At 55.1% G+C, this 227-nt stretch carries 1 pseudogene; it reads left to right on the plus strand.

Annotation, left to right across the window (positions count from 1 at the left end):
• Positions 1–227 (plus strand): annotated as a pseudogene (locus tag AF337_RS13955) (monofunctional biosynthetic peptidoglycan transglycosylase); the annotation flags it as partial.

A 227-nucleotide genomic window follows, 5' to 3' on the forward strand; every position in this document is an offset into this window, starting at 1 on the left:
GCGTCGACATGCCGGCTCGTCGGCGATGGTTCGAAGACCGGCGTGTGTTGAAACGCATTGTTCTTGCCGTGCTGATCTTGCTGATCCTTCCCTATGCACTGATCTTTTTCTATCTGCTGCCCTTCATTCACCCCGTCTCGACGCTGATGTTGCGTGATCTCGTGCTGCTGCGTGGTTACGACAGGCAATGGGTGTCGCTTGATAATATCGCCCCGGTTGTAGTGCAG

Source organism: Rhizobium ecuadorense (genome assembly GCF_001187535.1).
GTDB lineage: Bacteria > Pseudomonadota > Alphaproteobacteria > Rhizobiales > Rhizobiaceae > Rhizobium > Rhizobium ecuadorense.